General features: G+C 72.4%; 15 protein-coding genes. 7 read left to right on the top strand and 8 right to left on the bottom strand.

Annotation, left to right across the window (positions count from 1 at the left end; genetic code table 11):
- Positions 1 to 3 precede the first annotated feature (3 nt).
- Positions 4 to 492: a flavin reductase gene (locus tag ACFZDA_RS16420; protein WP_391081084.1), complete on the bottom strand. Its 489-nt coding sequence runs from the start codon at positions 490 to 492 to the stop codon at positions 4 to 6.
- A gap of 142 nt (positions 493 to 634) precedes the next feature.
- Positions 635 to 1,378 carry a peptidoglycan-binding protein gene (locus ACFZDA_RS16415; RefSeq protein ID WP_391081081.1) on the bottom strand — a complete coding sequence of 248 codons (744 nt, stop codon included), beginning with the start codon at positions 1,376 to 1,378 and terminating at the stop codon, positions 635 to 637.
- A gap of 176 nt (positions 1,379 to 1,554) precedes the next feature.
- Here ACFZDA_RS16415 and ACFZDA_RS16410 point away from each other — a divergent pair, with 176 nt between their 5' ends.
- Both ACFZDA_RS16410 and ACFZDA_RS16405 read left to right on the top strand, forming a co-directional pair.
- On the top strand, positions 1,555 to 2,280 hold the full coding sequence (locus ACFZDA_RS16410; RefSeq protein ID WP_391081078.1) for a TetR family transcriptional regulator: 726 nt from the start codon (positions 1,555 to 1,557) through the stop codon (positions 2,278 to 2,280).
- A gap of 136 nt (positions 2,281 to 2,416) precedes the next feature.
- The gene (locus ACFZDA_RS16405; protein ID WP_391081074.1) at positions 2,417 to 2,830 is read left to right on the top strand and encodes a zinc ribbon domain-containing protein; all 414 of its coding nucleotides are present in this window, start codon (positions 2,417 to 2,419) and stop codon (positions 2,828 to 2,830) included.
- Between the two features lie 12 nt (positions 2,831 to 2,842).
- Here ACFZDA_RS16405 and ACFZDA_RS16400 read toward each other — a convergent pair whose 3' ends face one another.
- The 3 genes from ACFZDA_RS16400 to ACFZDA_RS16390 all read right to left on the bottom strand — a co-directional run bounded on the left by ACFZDA_RS16400 (position 2,843) and on the right by ACFZDA_RS16390 (position 5,948).
- Positions 2,843 to 4,186 (bottom strand): Gfo/Idh/MocA family oxidoreductase, encoded by a 1,344-nt coding sequence (locus ACFZDA_RS16400; protein ID WP_391081071.1) that lies wholly within the window; start codon positions 4,184 to 4,186, stop codon positions 2,843 to 2,845.
- A gap of 150 nt (positions 4,187 to 4,336) precedes the next feature.
- A complete protein-coding gene (locus tag ACFZDA_RS16395; protein WP_391081069.1) occupies positions 4,337 to 4,723 on the bottom strand; it encodes a PPOX class F420-dependent oxidoreductase in 387 nt (128 codons plus the stop codon).
- A gap of 46 nt (positions 4,724 to 4,769) precedes the next feature.
- Positions 4,770 to 5,948: an aminotransferase class I/II-fold pyridoxal phosphate-dependent enzyme gene (locus ACFZDA_RS16390; RefSeq protein ID WP_391081066.1), complete on the bottom strand. Its 1,179-nt coding sequence runs from the start codon at positions 5,946 to 5,948 to the stop codon at positions 4,770 to 4,772.
- A gap of 24 nt (positions 5,949 to 5,972) precedes the next feature.
- Here ACFZDA_RS16390 and ACFZDA_RS16385 point away from each other — a divergent pair, with 24 nt between their 5' ends.
- The 3 genes from ACFZDA_RS16385 to ACFZDA_RS16375 all read left to right on the top strand — a co-directional run bounded on the left by ACFZDA_RS16385 (position 5,973) and on the right by ACFZDA_RS16375 (position 9,037).
- Positions 5,973 to 7,001, top strand: coding sequence for a hypothetical protein (locus tag ACFZDA_RS16385; protein ID WP_391081063.1), 1,029 nt, complete (start codon positions 5,973 to 5,975; stop codon positions 6,999 to 7,001).
- A gap of 116 nt (positions 7,002 to 7,117) precedes the next feature.
- Complete coding sequence (locus ACFZDA_RS16380) at positions 7,118 to 8,464, top strand: alpha-lytic protease prodomain-containing protein (RefSeq protein ID WP_391081060.1); 1,347 nt, start codon at positions 7,118 to 7,120, stop codon at positions 8,462 to 8,464.
- 381 nt (positions 8,465 to 8,845) lie between these two features.
- Positions 8,846 to 9,037: a hypothetical protein gene (locus tag ACFZDA_RS16375; RefSeq protein WP_391081058.1), complete on the top strand. Its 192-nt coding sequence runs from the start codon at positions 8,846 to 8,848 to the stop codon at positions 9,035 to 9,037.
- A 27-nt stretch (positions 9,038 to 9,064) separates the two neighbouring features.
- Here ACFZDA_RS16375 and ACFZDA_RS16370 read toward each other — a convergent pair whose 3' ends face one another.
- The 3 genes from ACFZDA_RS16370 to ACFZDA_RS16360 all read right to left on the bottom strand — a co-directional run bounded on the left by ACFZDA_RS16370 (position 9,065) and on the right by ACFZDA_RS16360 (position 11,392).
- The gene (locus ACFZDA_RS16370) at positions 9,065 to 9,889 is read right to left on the bottom strand and encodes an EamA family transporter (protein WP_391081055.1); all 825 of its coding nucleotides are present in this window, start codon (positions 9,887 to 9,889) and stop codon (positions 9,065 to 9,067) included.
- Between the two features lie 56 nt (positions 9,890 to 9,945).
- On the bottom strand, positions 9,946 to 10,131 hold the full coding sequence (locus ACFZDA_RS16365) for a hypothetical protein (protein WP_037667954.1): 186 nt from the start codon (positions 10,129 to 10,131) through the stop codon (positions 9,946 to 9,948).
- Between the two features lie 100 nt (positions 10,132 to 10,231).
- Positions 10,232 to 11,392 carry an ROK family protein gene (locus ACFZDA_RS16360; protein ID WP_391081051.1) on the bottom strand — a complete coding sequence of 387 codons (1,161 nt, stop codon included), beginning with the start codon at positions 11,390 to 11,392 and terminating at the stop codon, positions 10,232 to 10,234.
- Between the two features lie 171 nt (positions 11,393 to 11,563).
- Between ACFZDA_RS16360 and ACFZDA_RS16355 the strand changes: the two genes are divergently transcribed.
- Both ACFZDA_RS16355 and ACFZDA_RS16350 read left to right on the top strand, forming a co-directional pair.
- A complete protein-coding gene (locus ACFZDA_RS16355; protein ID WP_391081049.1) occupies positions 11,564 to 12,529 on the top strand; it encodes an ABC transporter permease subunit in 966 nt (321 codons plus the stop codon).
- 18 nt (positions 12,530 to 12,547) lie between these two features.
- On the top strand, positions 12,548 to 13,471 hold the full coding sequence (locus tag ACFZDA_RS16350; RefSeq protein ID WP_391081046.1) for an ABC transporter permease subunit: 924 nt from the start codon (positions 12,548 to 12,550) through the stop codon (positions 13,469 to 13,471).

Here is a 13,471-nt window from a genome sequence, read left to right as displayed (position 1 = left end):
CGCTCAGTCGACCGGGTGACCGGGCTTGATGCCGTAGGCGCCCGAGAGGCGCAGCAGCGGCCCGTCGTACTCCTCGTCGCCGCCCCACTCGACCGGGTCGAGGACGAAGCCGATGTGGTCGCCGCCGCCCGCGCGCGTCACGACCCGGCCGACGAACCAGGCCGGCGCGTCCGCCAGCACGACGGCCCCGCCGTAGGCCTCGCGCAGCCGGAGGCCCTCGAACTTGTCCGTCCGGTCGCCGGTCCGGCCGCCGAACCGCTCCGCGAGGCCGTACTGTGCACGGGCGAGCAGGTGCACCGCGAGCACCTCGGCGTCCCGTGCCACCCGGAAGGTGTGGTTCACCTCGGACAGCCACACGACGAACCGCACGGGATCGATCGAGCACTGCGAGGCGAACCCGACCAGGCACCCCGCCCGTTCACCGCCCGCGACGGCCGTGACGACGCACATGTCGGGGTCCAGCCGCCCGATGAACGCGTCCATGCCCGCCATGCCCACACCTCTCCCTCACCCTCGCGGCCACTCCCCTCGGTTTCCCTCACCTCACCATGCCGGGGGTGGGGTTGCCATCCCGGGTGATCCCGGGTGCCCTCTCAGGGGGCGGTGATGCTGCCGGCGAGTCCACGGGGGGCGGTCAGTCGGTTTCCGGTGCCGTGCGGGACTCCAGGGCGAGGCGGGTGTCGTCGCCGTAGACGCCGGTCTCGTCGCCGCGGATGCCGTACCAGAGCTGGAAGCGGGCGACCGCCGCGGTCAGGGTGGGGTCGTAGCGGCCGTCGGTGGAGCCGTCACGGTAGACGTCGGGGATGCGCAGGAGGCGCTCCTGGAGTTCGGTCACCTCGGGGCCGGCGGCTCCCTCGCGGAGGGTGCCGGGGCCGTCGGGGTCGGCGGCGGGCGGGGTGGGTGTGGGGGTCGGGGCGGGGGCGGAAGCGGACGCGGTGGGGCGGGGCGCGGGGGCCGCCTCGTCCTCGGTGTTCTCGCCCGGGAGCAGCAGGGCGGCACCGCCGAAGCCGAGCACCGCCGCGGTGACGACGGCCACCGCGACGGCTGCCCGGCGCAGTCCTGATCCGGGCCCGATGCGGCGGTCGCCGTTCCCGCGGCCGAGGGGCGGGAGTTCCTGCGTCAGGTCCTCGGAGCCGGCCGGCCGCCGGGGCAGGACGACGGACTCGTAGCCTCCCGGCGTGTGACGGCGAGGCTCGTGGCCGTTGGAGTCCTTGAAGCTGTCGCTGCCGGGCTCGTCGCCGGCCCGTGCCGCGGCGAGCTCCTCGCGGTACTCCCGCATCAGTTCCGCGAGGGTGTCCGTGCGGCGGGGCCGCAGAACGCGGATGGGTTCGAGGGCCGGGCCGTCGTGCGGTTGCCGTGGCTCGGACGGTGTCGACACGCTGCTCTCCTTCCGTCCGGGCTCGGGAGCGCCCGTCTTCGGGGATCGTCCTGCCGCCGCATGCGCGGCTGCCGCTAGATACGCGGCTGCCCCGCCATGGGTTCAGAGGGAACTCGGTTCCGCCCCACGAGTGCACTGAGTGCCATCCGTACCCTTCCGGTGCTACGTTCCCGCTCATGAGCTCCGACAAAGCCGACGCCGGCCCCGGAAAGCCGCCGATGCGGGACGCCCTGGTGGCGGCAGCCTTCCAGCTGTTCCTCGAGCGGGGTTACGAGCAGACCACCATCGACGACATCGTGGCGCTGGCCGGGGTCGGACGGCGCTCCTTCTTCCGCTACTTCCCCTCCAAGGAGGACGTGGTCTTCCCGGACCACGAGCGGTGCCTGGCCGACATGACGGCCTTCCTGGCCGCGGGCACCGGCGACGAGGAACCCGTGCGGCGGGTCTGCGACGCGGCCCGGCTCGTGCTGCGGATGTACGCCGAGAACCCGACGTTCTCCGTGCAGCGCTACCGCCTGACCAAGAAGGTCCCGGGGCTGCGCGCCTACGAGTTGTCGGTGGTGTGGCGCTACGAGCGGGCCCTCGCCGAGTATCTGCGCCGGCGTTTCACGGCCCGCCGGGACGGGACCCTCCAGGCCGATGTGATCGCGGCGGCGGTGGTCGCGGCGCACAACAACGCGCTGCGCTCCTGGCTGCGTTCGGACGGGCAGGGCGAGGCGTACGCCACCGTGGACCACGCGCTGGCGTACGTGCAGTCCGCGTTCGGCGGCACGCCGGTGCCTCCGGCCGGGGAGCAGCCCGAGGACGTGGTGGTCGTCGTCTCACGGCGCGACGCGCCGTTGTGGCGGGTGGTGCAGGAGATCGAGTCGACGCTGGGGCGCGACCGAGGGTCCGCACATTGAGGGAACGGAGTGCCTTTACGAGTGGCACTCAGTGCCATACTCTGGCTGCGTGCACGGTGGCACGGCGAACCGGGCACGCGTGTGCGCGGATGCCCTCGCACACGGGATTCCGGCCGAGTGCAGGGAGTTGACCAGCGTGTACCACCACTCAGGAACCGTCACTCAGCAGGCAGCCGGCTCTCCGACGGGTCTGCTCGACCCGAGGGGCCCGGACACCGAGGCCATCCTCTTCCAGCGCTGCACCTGGTGCGGCACGGCCATGTACCACCGGGTGCTGTGTCCGGTCTGCCGCGGCAGCGAACTGCGCACGGAGCGCAGCGAGGGCGTGGGCACCGTGCGCCACTCGACGGTCGTGCACCGCAACACGCCCGCGGCGCGCAATGTGTCCCTGATCGAGATGTCCGAGGGGTTCATCGTGCGCGGCCGGGTGATGGGCCCGCCGATCGGCATCCACAGCGGGGACCGGGTGCGGCTGTCCACGGCCAAGGACCCGGTACGGGGCGAGCCGGTCTTCCAGTTGGTGGACGAGCCGTACCGGGCCTGGCGCTGACGGGCGGTCCGGTCACCGGATCCCGGGGAGCAGGTCGCCGGTGCGCACGGGCCGTCCCGTCTCGAAGCTGCGGTTGGCGGCGAGACCGACCGCCAGGGCGAGTGCCCCGTCGCGTTCGGTGGCCGTCGGGTGGGTGACGGCCGCGGTGTCCGCCGGACGGCGGGGACCGGCGGGGCCGAACAGCGCGTCGAGCATGCGCGGGTCGCCGCCGCCGTGGGCCTCGTGGGCGACCGCGAGCGGCACGTCCGCCGGGGGCTGCCACAGCGGGCGCAGGGTGAGGCGGGCGCCGCCCGCGTGCTCCGCCGCCGTGTCCCCGTGCAGGGCGCCCGCGGCCGAGGTGACCCGGGTCAGCGGTGGCTGCCAGCGGCTCTCCTCGACCTCCAGCTCCAGCCGGCCGGCACTGCCGTTGAACATCACCCGGTAGCCCTCCCACGGGGAGTAGGCCGTCAGGTGGTACGTCATCGTCGCGCCGCGCGCGTAGCGCACGAGGACGGACATGTCGTCCTCGATGGTGATCGGCCCGTCGAAGACGTTCCGGTCGCGCAGGTAACCGTCGTCGCGTTCGGCGTCCAGGTAGAGGGCGCGCAGGGTGTCGTTGGCAGCGAGGTCCAGGGCGAAGGGGTCGTCGGCGGCGCGATCGGCGCCGTGGGCGCGGTCGTACTCCCGGCGCAGTCCGTGCCGCTCCCCCGCCTCGCGGCCGTAGAAGCCGAGCCGCCCGTAGCCGAAGGCCTCCCGGGGCTCGTCGGCGAGCCACCAGTTCACCAGGTCGAAGTGGTGCGAGGACTTGTGCACCATCAGGCCGCCGCTGTGGTGCTTCTCGCGGTGCCAGCGGCGGAAGTAGTCGGCGCCGTGCCGTACGTCGAGCAGCCACTCGAAGTGCACCGAGAGCACCTCGCCGATCGCGCCGTCGGCGAGCAGGGCGCGGACCTTCTCGTGCACCGGGTTGAAGCGGTAGTTGAAGGCGACGGTCAGGGAGTTGCCGGTCGCCCGGACGGTGTCGAGGATGCGGGCGCAGCGCTCGGCGTCGACGGTCATCGGTTTCTCCGTGACGACCCGGCAGCCGGCCTTCAGTGCCGGGACGATGTAGCGGTCGTGCTCGGCGTCGACGGTGGTGACGACGACCTCGTCGATGTCCTCCTTGGCGAGCAGGCCGGTGAAGCGGTCGGGCTCCCACTCGGTGGCCGCCGGAGCGCCGGCCTCGGCCAGCAGCCGGTTGTGGAAGGCCATCCGGGTCGGGCTGGGGTCGCACAGCGCCGCCACGAGGTGGCCGGGGCGTTCGGCGAGGCCCCGGGTGAACAGCTGGGCCCGGTGGCCCGTGCCGACGACGGCTGCGCGCAGGACGGGATTTCGGCTCATGCCAGGTGGTCTGTCCCGGGGACGGGCTGTCCACTCCCCCGGGGCCGAAAGCGCTTGCCGGGCGGGGAGTCCCGCAGCCCGAAGCAGGGTCGGCGCGCGAAGGCGTGCGCGGAAGCCGGGTCAGCGTGAAAGCGCGTGCGCGAGCCGGGGTCAGCGCGTCAGGGTGAGGCGGATGCCCACCGTGCCGTCGACGCCCCGGCGCAGCCGGCTGCCGAGCAGGGTGAGCCGGCCGACGAGGCCGTACTTGCGGGCGATCAGCCGCCGGTAGCGGGCGGTGGTGGCCGCGTCGCAGATCTCCGCCGTGGCGGGCACCTGCTCGCCGGTGGGGTTGCCGCGCAGGTCGCAGGGGCCGACCAGGACGTCGGCGCGGTTGCGGATCCGCTTCACCTTCCAGGAGTCGGCCGACGTCCAGGCGCCGAGCGCGTTCCCGTCGCGCACCACCCAGACGGGGGTGGCGACCGGCGTACCGTTCCTGCGGTAGCTGGTGATCAGCAGGTACTTGCCCTCGCCCAATTCGGCCGGCGCGCTGTCGTCCATGCCGGGCAGTGTACGAGCGCTTCCCGCGCGGTGTGCCCCCGGATCCTCAGGTCAGCGCGGCGGCCATTCTCCGTACCGCCTCCCCGATCACCTCGGGGGAGGTCGCCAGGTTGAAGCGGACGTGTCCGGCGCCGCCGGTGCCGAAGGGGAGGCCGGAGTTGAGGGCCACCCGGCCGCGGTGCAGGAAGGTGTCCGCCGGGTCGTCGCCGAGGCCGAGCGCGCGGCAGTCGAGCCAGGCGAGGTAGGTGGCGTCGCCCGGGCGGTAGCGGATCGCGGGCAGGTGCTCGGCCAGCAGGTCCGCGAGCAGCCGCCGGCCCGCGTCCAGGCCGGACAGCAGGGCGTCCAGCCAGGTGCCGCCGTCGCGCAGGGCGGCGGTGTGGGCGATGACGCCGACGTGGCTCGGGCCGTGCCCGACCTCCTCGGGCATCCGGGCCAGGTCGGCTCCGGCCCCGGGCCCGGCGATCGCGAGGGCGGCCTTGAGCCCGGCCAGGTTCCACGCCTTCGAGGCCGACATCAGCGACAGTCCGCGCTCGGCGCCGGGCACGCTGAGGTACGGCACGAAGTCGGTGCCGCCGACCACGAGCGGCGCGTGGATCTCGTCGGCGACGACGCGGACGCCGTACCGCTCGGCGAGCAAGGCGACGGCGGACAGCTCCTCGGCCGTGTGCACGGTGCCGGTCGGGTTGTGGGGGCTGCACAGCAGGTAGGCGGCCCGTGCCCCGCCCGCGACCGCCTGCCGGAAGGTCTCCTCCAGGACGCCGAGGTCGATGCGCCCGTCCGCCCCGAGCGGGGCCTCCACCACGCGCCGGTCCATGTGCGCGACGAACTGGTAGAACGGCGGGTACACCGGCGGGTTCACGACCACCGCGTCCCCGTACCCGGTGACCAGCCTGAGCATCTCGACGACGCCCAGCATGACGTCGGGCACGATCGCGGTGCGCTCCACGGCGATCCCGTCCCAGTTCCACCGCTTCCCGGCGAAGGCGGCCAGCGCCTCCGCATACGCCGTGCCGACGGGGTAGCCGGTGTCGCCGAGGCGGAGCGCGTCCGTGACGGCGCGGACGACGGGCTCGGCGAGCGGCACGTCCATCTCGGCCACCCAGACCGGCAGCACGTCCTCGGGATAGGTGCGCCACTTCATGCTCGTGCGGCGGCGGAGATGGTCCAGGGTGAGAGCCTGCAGGGGATTCGGTTCACCGGACGTCTCGTGCGGGATCCTGGTCATGGGCACACGATAGGGGGCTGTGCAGTGAGCGGGAATCGTGAGGACGGGGAGCGGTCAGGGGCCGAAGGCCCGTTGCTGGAGATCGCATGCGACGAGTCGGGGTCGGACGGCGAGAACCTCACCGGCGGGAACACGGACGTGTTCGCGCACGCCAGCATGGCGCTGTCGGTGGCGACGGCAGCGGCGGCCGTGCGGGAGATCCGGGACCGGATCCGCTCCCCGGCCGAGGAGTACAAGGCGAACCACCTGCTGCGGGAGAAACACCGCGCGGTGCTGGAGTGGCTGCTCGCGCCGGACGGGCCGATCCACGGGCGGGCGCGGGTCCACCTCATGGAGAAGTCCTTCTTCGTGGTGGACCGGGCCGTCGGTCTGCTGCTGGGCGACCCCGGCCCGGCCGTCACCCTGTTCCGCGGCGGCTGGCGGGCCTTCGGGGAGGACGGCTGGCGGGCGTTCCTGGAGGCGGCCAACCAACTGCTGCGGGTGCGCAACAACGGGGAGCCGGGCGCCCCCGTGGAAGTCTTCTACGACACGATCGACACCCTGCGGCGAAGCCGTCCGGACACGGACGTGACGGAGGTCCTCGACCGGCTGGCCGCGACCAGAGCCCGCGCGGTGTCCTACCGGGCGGCGTTCCTGGACGGGCCGCCCCTGATCCCGGTGCTCAACCCGCTGCTGCCGGCGATCGTCCGTACGGCCGCGCTGTGGAGCGGCGACGGGCGGCCGGTGCGTCTGGTGCACGACCGGCAGAACATGCTGACCCCGGACCGCATCGCCTGGATCGAGGAGACGGCCCGGCAGGCGGGGGCCGGCCTGGCCGGGCTGCGGCTGGTCGTCGCGCGTGAGGACGCGCGCGTGCAGGTGGCGGACTTCCTCGCCGGGATCGCCCGCAAGATCGCCTCCGACGAGCTGAACGGACGCGGGGACCCCGCGCTCACCGCCCTACTGCGGCCCTACGTCGATCCGGCCTCGGTGTGGGGCGACGCGCGCAGCCGTGCCCTGCTCGCCGCCCCGGCGCAGCTCGGTCCGGCCGTGCCCGCCGCCGGACGGCGGTGAAGAGATCACGCGTGCGCTGAACACGGCACGGCTGCGCCCCGTATGGGAAGAGGGCACTCAACTCAAGGAGTGTCCCGCGGTGTTCACATCGTGATGTTCGGGTTCGGGAGCCATGCATGAGGCACGCACGACGACGGGTCGTCCGGCGAGTGACACGGCTGGCGGCCGTCGGCGGACTCCTCCTCGGAGGAGCGATGGTCACCAACGCCGTGGCGAGCGAGCCCGCCGACCCCTCGATCGGCGTCCCGTACTCCGCGCGGCCGGCCACGAGCATGGGCACCGACCTGGTGTCCCGGCTCGGCACCTCCCGTACGGCGGGCAGCTGGGTCGACTCCGCGGGCCGGCCGGTCGTCGGGGTCACGGACGAGAAGGCGGCCGACGAGGTCGAGCGCGCCGGTGCGCGGGCGAAGATGGTGCGCCACAGCATGAGCGACCTCAAGTCCGCCACGGCGACGCTGCGTTCGGCGCCCCGGGTGCCCGGCACCGCCTGGGCCGTGGACTACAAGAGCAATGAGGTGGTGGTCCGGGGCGACAGCACCGTCTCCGCCTCCGACTGGTCGCGGCTGACCGACGTCGCGGAGGGCATCGGCGGCTTCGTGCGCATGGAGCGCACCGAGGGCACGTTCACGACGCGGGTCAACGGCGCGCAGCCCATCCTGTCGACCGCCGGGCGCTGTTCGGCGGGCTTCAACGTGACCGACGGGACGACCGACTACATCCTGACGGCCGGGCACTGCGGGCCCGACGGCTCCGTCTGGTTCGCCGACGGCCGGGGCCGGCAGCAGGTCGGCTCGTCGCTCAAGGGGAGCTTCCCCGGTGACGACTACTCCCTGGTGAAGTACGACAGCGGCCGCGCGGGCGAGGGCGCGGACGTCGTGGCGGTCGGGGGTGGCAAGGGGGTGCGGATCACGGGCGTGGCCGATGCGGAGGTCGGGCAGAAGGTCTTCCGCAGCGGGAGCACGAGCGGGCTGCGCGAGGGGGAGGTGACCGCGCTGAACGCTACGGTCAACTACCCGGAGGGCACGGTCACCGGTCTCATCGAGACGAACGTGTGCGCCGAACCCGGCGACAGCGGCGGCCCGATGTTCGCCGACGGCATCGCGCTCGGGGTGACGTCGGGCGGCAGCGGGGACTGCACGGCGGGCGGTACGACGTTCTTCCAGCCGGTGACGAAGGCGCTCACCGAGCTGGGCGTCAAGCTGATCGTGGCCAAGCAGGCCGGCGGCACCGGCGCCTCCCCCGCGCCGGCGGCCTCACAGGGCGCGGCCTCGCCGGGCTCGTCGGCGCCGGTCACGGGCGAGGACGTGTCGGGCCTGCTGGCCCGCCTCACCGACCCGCGCAACGTCGGCCCCGGCCTGCTGGTCATCGCGGGCAGCCTCGTCGCCCTGGTGGCGACCCGGTGGATCCGCGCGGAGCAGGACCGCAAGGCGTATCGGCAGTACTACTCGGCCACTTGGGGATGACGTCGGTACCTGGGTGAGGCCGCCTCACGACCGTGCCGCTCGGCGCCACCGAGCTCCAGCGGGTGGTCACGCCCGAGGACATGCTCCCAGCGCTGCGCCAGGTCTTTGTCGCGGCCCTCGGCACGCGGACGCCCCCGCAGCGTGTGCCAGAGCCTGCCGACGGCCGCCGGGAGCATCGCCGTCCTGCTGCCGGGCATCCCCGCCTGCACGGTCGAGGTGAACGCCGAGTTCCCGGGGTCCGACCCTGCGAACGACGAACCGGGCGAGGCGGAGCTGGATGCCGGGTGTGCAGCGGCAGACGCGCGTGATCGTGGACGACCTCGGACTGGCCATGACGTCCGGCGCGCTGGGCCGTGCGGGCCTGGACCGGGAGGATGCCGCGTGCTGGGCCGGGTCGTCGACGGGGCCGTCCCGGCGCGCACCGATGCCGGGCGGGTGACGGTCTACACCCCGGTTGGTCTGCCCTGGCAGGATCTCGCATTCTTCCGGGCCGCCTGTGAGGCGGCGCTGCGGGACGGGGTCGGGGTCGGCTTCCGGTTCCCCTCGCGGCCGGAGGACGAGGGTGACGCGTGAGCACGCCGGCGCCGGGGCGGCTCTGCCTCACCCCAGCGTGAGCAGCACCGTCGCCACCCCCGCGCCCAGCAGCCCCAGCGCCTGGGGCCGGCTGATCCGCTCGTGCAGGAGGGCGAGGCCGAGGATGACGGGCAGGGCCGGGTAGAGGGACGCGAGGACGACGGCGACGGCGAGCAACTGGCGCTGCGCGGCGAGCAGATACAGCACCAGGCCGAGGGCCGCGCCGGCCCCGATGGAGAGGGCCTGGACGCAGCGGCCGGGCGGCAGCCTCAGCCGGCGGGCGTGGCGGGCGGCGTCCGGCAGGAGGACGAGGACCGCGGCGACACGGCCCGCGGCGACGGGCCACAGTCCGCTCGCGGCACCGGCCTGCCCGAGGGCGAGGTACTGCACGGCCACGCCCGCGCTGGCGAGCAGTCCGTCCGCCGTGCCCCGGCCCGCGCCGCCCCTGCCTCCGGAGACGAACCACAGCGCGGGCACCGTGACGGCGATGCCCAGCCAGGCCAGGGCCCCCGGGCGGTCGCCGAGGACGAGCACCCCGCACAGCACCGACAGCGCGACGCCGGTGACGGCGCTCACGGGCACCACGACGCTCATCGCGCCGCTGCTGAGCCCGCGGTTGAGGAACCGCATGGCGACGCCGCTGCCGACCCCGGACAGCGCGCCCCACAGCAGGTCGGCGGTGTGGACGGTGCCGGCGGGGATGAGGAGCGCGGCGGCGCAGGCGAGCAGCAGCCCGCCGAGCTGGCCGAGGAAGGTGACGGCGGCGTGGTGGATGTGCCGGGACAGCAGGCCGCCGGCGAAGTCGACGATGCCGTAGACGACGGCCGAGGAAAGTGCGAGAAGGGCACCCATTGGATCAGGGGTGCCCCGGTACGAGGGTCCGATGCGTCAGCGGACCTGGCTGACGCTCAGGCCGCGGGCGCGGACTGCGGGGCCGCGGCGGCCCACTCCAGGACGAGCCGCTGGTACTCCTCGCGCTGCTCGACGCTCAGTGTCCCGCCCGACCGGCGCCACAGGGCCCGGATCTCCTCGTTGACCTCGTCAGCCGTGCGCTGGGAAGAGGATTCAACAGTGGTGGACATGCTGTGAAGCATACGTCGCTGGAGGTGAAGACGATGTGAGTAATCCCGAGCTAAACGGTCATTCCGGACAGTGTTGCTGATCACGTCCATCTCCCAGTAAACGTGAGCCTGTTCACGCTTCGACGGATCCCAGCACCAGCACTTTGATGGCCAGGACGGCCGCGCCGCGCGCCCAGTCGTGAAAATCGGACACCTTCGTCTCCAGTTCGACCGGGGTGGCCAGGGGGTGCCGGTTGTCGCGGACGGTGTCCTCGACCGTCTTGCCGGCCACGTCCATCAGCCCCACCCCCTCCCCCGCGAGCAGGATCTTCTGCGGCATCACGAAGTTGGAGATCTGCGCGACGAGCGTGCCCAGGGCGCGGGCTGCCTCGTCGACGACCCGGGCGGGCATCGGGTCACCGGCGGCCGCCGCCGCGAGGATCTCCTCGTAGGTCCGGTCGCGGCCGGTGGCGGCCTGAACCTGGTAGCGGATGTTGGGGATGGTCAGCAGCGAGACGGCACTGCCGCGCCGGCCGTCCGGGGTGAGCGGCCCGCCCGGGTCGACGATCCAGTGTCGGCCGAAGCCGCGGTCCTCCTCGGCGTAGGCCACCCGCTTGCCGCCCAGCACGAGCCCGTAGCCGATGCCGGCGCCGATGGTGAGGACGACGAAGCGGTCCAGGCCGCGCCCGGCACCGAACCAGGTCTCGGACTCGACCAGGGCGGCGACGTCGTTCTCCACGACCACGGGCAGCCCGGTGCGCTCCTCGACGAGTTCGGCCAGGGGCACGTCCCGCCACAGCAGGAAGGGGGACTCCCCGACGACGGCGCGGTCCTGGACGAAACCGCCGACCCCGATGCCGATCCCGGCGAGCCGGGGGTGGTCGCGGACCAGCTCGGCGGTCATCTCCCCCAGCACATCGGCGACTTCGGCCGGGTCGTGGGTGGTGAGCGGACGGTCGTGTCGGGCGACGATGTCGCTTCTGAGCGTGGTGACGACGCCGTAGACCATGTCCTCGGTGATCTTGAAGCCGAGGAAGGACCAGGAGTCGGCGACGACGTCCAGCGGTGTCGAGGGGCGGCCCTGGCGCGCCTCCGCCGGCACTCCCGCCTCGGCGACCTCGACCAGCAGGCCGGACTCGATCAGCGGCTTGGTCAGCCGGGTGAGGCTGCCGGCCGACAGTCCCAGCCTGCGGGCGAGTTCGGTGCGCGACAGCGGGCCGTGCACGAGCACCTCGATGGCCACCGAGCGCTCTCCCGGGCTCAGCGGCGGCCAGCTGGCGATGCCTGCGGTCATGTCGGTGCGACTCCCCTCGCCCTTTTCTTTCGCACTGAAACCAATATGACCACTCTACGGCGATGATGGTTCCTGCGAAAAGATGTTTGCACCCCTCTTGACGCGGCAATTGTTTCGCGCCAAAAGTAAGTCCCGCCAGAGGACGAGCCGCCGCAGCGAGGGAGTCTCCCGATGACCATCGCCTCCAGCAGCCCTCCGTCGCGTCTGCCCGTGGGCGGCGCGGCGGAGGGCCGCAGCAAACCCAGGACACGACGGACCGACGTGGGCGAGAACCGGGGTGACGGACGGCTGGCCGCGCTCTTCATCGCGCCGGCGCTGCTCGGCTTCGTGGTCTTCCTGCTCTGGCCGACGCTCCGGGGCATCTACTTGAGCTTCACCCGCTTCAACCTGCTGACTCCGGCCGAGTGGGTGGGCCTGGACAACTACGTCCGGATGGTCCACGACCCCATCTTCTGGAGCTCGTTGAGGGTCACCGTCGTATACGTCGTCATCAACATCGGCGTGCAGACGGTAGCGGCGCTCGCCATCGCCGTCCTCCTCCAGCGGCTGACCCAGTCGGCGATGCTGCGCGGCATCGTGCTCACGCCGTATCTGATGTCGAACGTCGTCGCCGGCCTCGTCTGGCTCTGGATCCTCGACACCCAGCTCGGCATCGGCAACGAGATCATCAGCGCCCTCGGCGTCGACCGCATCCCGTTCCTCGCCGACGAGACCTGGGCGATCCCGACGATCGCGCTCATCAACGTCTGGCGGCACGTCGGGTACACCGCGCTGCTGCTGTTCGCCGGTCTCCAGGCGATCCCGGGCGACATGTACGAGGCGGCCCGGGTGGACGGCGCGAGCGAGTGGCGGATGTTCTGGCGGATCACCATGCCGCTGCTGCGCCCGGTGCTCGCGGTCGTGCTGATCATGACGGTGATCGGGTCGTTCCAGGTGTTCGACACCGTGGCCGTCACCACCGCGGGCGGTCCGGCGAACGCGACCAACGTGCTCCAGTACTACATCTACGGCTCCGCCTTCGGGCGCTTCCAGTTCGGCTACGCCTCGGCCATGTCCGTCGCCCTGCTGGTCGTGCTGAGCGCGATCACCGTCCTGCAGTACCGGCTCACCCGGGCCGGCCGGACCGACCTCGGCTGACGGAAGGGAGACACCGCCATGGCCGCCTTGACGACAACGACGCCCACGACCGTGCGACCGGTGCGGCGCAGGTTCCCCTTCGGGCGGGCCGCCGCCTGGACCGTGATGGGACTGATCGTCCTCATCACCCTGCTGCCGTTCTACTGGATCCTGCGCACCGCGCTGTCCACCAACGCGGGGCTCAACGCCGACCCGACCAACCCCCTGCCCGTGGATCTCACCACGAGCGGCTTCGAACGCGCCCTGGGCATGCAGTCGGCCGAGGAGGCCGTCAAACAGGGGGGTGCCGGCGGCGGGCTCGACTTCTGGCGCTATCTGCTCAACTCGGTGCTGGTCTCGACCCTGATCACCGGCTGTCAGCTGTTCTTCTCCGCGATGGCGGCGTACGCCTTCTCGCGGCTGCGCTGGCGCGGGAGGGACAAGGTGTTCGGCCTGTTCCTGGCCGGGATGATGGTGCCCGCCATCTTCACCCTGCTGCCGAACTTCGTGCTCATCAAGCAACTGCACCTGGTGGACACGCTCCTCGGCATCGCGCTGCCCACCATGTTCATGACGCCCTTCGCGGTGTTCTTCCTGCGGCAGTTCTTCATGAACATCCCGCAGGAGGTCGAGGAGGCCGCGCTGCTGGACGGCGCCGGGAAGATCAAGATCTTCTTCCGCGTGGTGCTGCCGATGGCGTCCACGCCGATCGTCACCCTGGGCGTGCTGACGTACATCACCTCCTGGAACGACTACTTCTGGCCGCTGATGGTCTCCTACAGCGACAGCTCGCGGGTGCTGACCGTGGCGCTGGCGATCTTCCGGGCGCAGACCCCGGCGACCGGCGTCGACTGGTCCGGGCTCATGGCGGCGACGCTGATCGCCGCGCTGCCGATGCTGGTGCTGTTCGCCTGCTTCGCGCGCCGCATCGTCAGCTCCATCGGCTTCACCGGGATCAAGTAG

The sequence above is a fragment of the Streptomyces sp. NPDC007991 genome (genome assembly GCF_042958445.1).
Lineage (GTDB): Bacteria > Actinomycetota > Actinomycetes > Streptomycetales > Streptomycetaceae > Streptomyces.
This window is presented reverse-complemented; position numbering and strand designations above follow the sequence as displayed.

What these genes read in the sequence shown, in the direction of transcription:
- ACFZDA_RS16420 (WP_391081084.1), bottom strand. Translation starts at nt 492, where the DNA reads ATGGCGGGCATGGACGCGTTCATCGGGCGGCTGGACCCCGACATGTGC.
- ACFZDA_RS16410 (WP_391081078.1), top strand. Translation starts at nt 1,555, where the DNA reads ATGAGCTCCGACAAAGCCGACGCCGGCCCCGGAAAGCCGCCGATGCGG.
- ACFZDA_RS16400 (WP_391081071.1), bottom strand. Translation starts at nt 4,186, where the DNA reads ATGAGCCGAAATCCCGTCCTGCGCGCAGCCGTCGTCGGCACGGGCCAC.
- ACFZDA_RS16395 (WP_391081069.1), bottom strand. Translation starts at nt 4,723, where the DNA reads ATGGACGACAGCGCGCCGGCCGAATTGGGCGAGGGCAAGTACCTGCTG.
- ACFZDA_RS16390 (WP_391081066.1), bottom strand. Translation starts at nt 5,948, where the DNA reads ATGACCAGGATCCCGCACGAGACGTCCGGTGAACCGAATCCCCTGCAG.
- ACFZDA_RS16380 (WP_391081060.1), top strand. Translation starts at nt 7,118, where the DNA reads ATGAGGCACGCACGACGACGGGTCGTCCGGCGAGTGACACGGCTGGCG.
- ACFZDA_RS16370 (WP_391081055.1), bottom strand. Translation starts at nt 9,889, where the DNA reads ATGGGTGCCCTTCTCGCACTTTCCTCGGCCGTCGTCTACGGCATCGTC.
- ACFZDA_RS16365 (WP_037667954.1), bottom strand. Translation starts at nt 10,131, where the DNA reads ATGCTTCACAGCATGTCCACCACTGTTGAATCCTCTTCCCAGCGCACG.
- ACFZDA_RS16360 (WP_391081051.1), bottom strand. Translation starts at nt 11,392, where the DNA reads ATGACCGCAGGCATCGCCAGCTGGCCGCCGCTGAGCCCGGGAGAGCGC.
- ACFZDA_RS16355 (WP_391081049.1), top strand. Translation starts at nt 11,564, where the DNA reads ATGACCATCGCCTCCAGCAGCCCTCCGTCGCGTCTGCCCGTGGGCGGC.
- ACFZDA_RS16350 (WP_391081046.1), top strand. Translation starts at nt 12,548, where the DNA reads ATGGCCGCCTTGACGACAACGACGCCCACGACCGTGCGACCGGTGCGG.